This window comes from Flavobacterium psychrophilum DSM 3660 = ATCC 49418, assembly GCF_002217405.1.
GTDB classification, from domain to species: domain Bacteria; phylum Bacteroidota; class Bacteroidia; order Flavobacteriales; family Flavobacteriaceae; genus Flavobacterium; species Flavobacterium psychrophilum.
This window is the reverse complement of sequence record NZ_MUHE01000076.1, coordinates 1-1,791: the sequence shown is the minus strand read 5'-3', so window position 1 is coordinate 1,791 and position 1,791 is coordinate 1. Positions and strand designations below refer to the sequence as shown.

At 33.9% G+C, this 1,791-nt stretch carries 1 protein-coding gene; it reads right to left on the bottom strand.

Annotation, left to right across the window (positions count from 1 at the left end; genetic code table 11):
• Positions 1 to 9: 9 nt before the first annotated feature.
• Positions 10 to 1,791 (bottom strand): OmpA family protein (locus B0A57_RS11915; protein ID WP_089082006.1); only part of this gene is annotated, 1,782 nt, incomplete at its 5' end.

Here is a 1,791-nt window from a genome sequence, read left to right as displayed (position 1 = left end):
TTTTCAATATTACATCGAAATGATAATAAACTCACTTCGTCTGTTTAATTGATGCTGCTCTCCTGTGCAATTTACACCATCTGAACACTCATTTACTAATTGAGATTCTCCATAACCTCGACCTGTTAATCTGTCAGGACTTATTCCTTTTTGTACCAACCATTCGATTGTAGATTTTGCTCTACGATCTGAAAGTGACATATTGTATGCCGCAGTTTGACGGCTGTCGGTATGGGATCTGATGTCTATTTTTATCGTAGGATTTAGATTTAAAACTGTAAGAATTTTAGCCAATTCTACTGATGCGTCTTTTCTAATGACAGATTTATTTAAATCGAAATAAATCATTTTTATACTTAACGCCTTAGCAATATCAGAGCCAACTTTTATTACTCGTATCTTTTTTGCTGTTGCAATTGGCACATAGGTCTTACCTGGGGTTCTAGGAATTGTAACAGGAAGTTCTTTAGTCTCGTATTCGTCCTTTTCTGCTCTGACGTGGTACTTTTTACCTTGCTCTACTGCAAAGGTATAATATCCTTTATCATCTGTAGTGACTGAGAGAATTGGATTAAATTCTTCGTCGTAAATAGTCACTTTAGCATTATCTAGTATCTCTCCTGTTTCAGAATTTGTTACAATACCTTCTAGCAGGTGTGAGCTGTCTAGGTTTATCGCTTCATTTTCTTTAAAGTAATAAATATCATCTAATCCTAAACCGCCTTCTCTATTTGAAGAAAAATATCCTGTTCGAGATGGCTTTTCTATCATAAATGAAAAATCATCCATAGGACCATTTACGGGTGCTCCAACATTTATAACTTGACCTGGAAGACCACTTTTTGTTAATTTTGTAGCAAAAATATCTAATCCTCCTAGACCTTGATGACCGTCGGAGGCAAAATATAATTCATTATCTGATGTAACAAAAGGAAAAGTTTCTCTTCCTTCTGTGTTTATTTTTGCAAGATTTACAGGTGTCCCGTAAGTATTATCACTAATAATTGAAACTGCAAAGATATCAGACTGACCTTTGCTTCCTGGCATATTTGAAGCAAAATATAGTGTTTTGTTATCTGGACTCAAGGCTGGGTGCGCTACACTATACTGGTCGCTATTAAATGGCAATTCTGCAATATCTTGCCATTTCCCTTCGATTAGAGTGGCTTTGTATAACTTTAACAAAATTACTTTTCTATCGTCTTTTCCTGTTTTTCCGTCTTTGTAATTATTTCTTGTAAAATATACCGTTTTCATATCATTTGTAAAAACGGGGCTATCTTCGTGAAATTTTGAGTTGACTGAGTTAGAAAATTTTTTTGGATTACTTAATGTTCCGTCTTCTGATTTATCTGCAGCATACAAATCTGTAAATGCTTCTTCTGTCCATTTTGAACTTGATTTTACTAAACCAACGTGATCGCGTGATGAGGCAAAAATTAATTTATCGCCTAAAATAGCTGAACCGTAATCTGACATTTTAGTATTAACTTTTGTTGGTTTTACTTCGTATCGACCTGAATTTTTCGCAATTACTGCTTTGTAATCTTTTTGATCATTATATAATTTTGCTCTGTTATCTCCCGGCAAATTTATTCTAAAACGCTCCATATACACATCTGCATTTGCATAATCTTCAACTGCTTTTAGTGTTTGCGAGTATCTATAATAATATTCTGGTTCTACTTTTTCATTAAGTGCAAACAGCTCTTTGTACCATTTGTTTGCTTCTTTTAGTTTTGCATTAAAATAGTAAGAATCGCCTAATTTTTCAAACAAATCTACGGATTT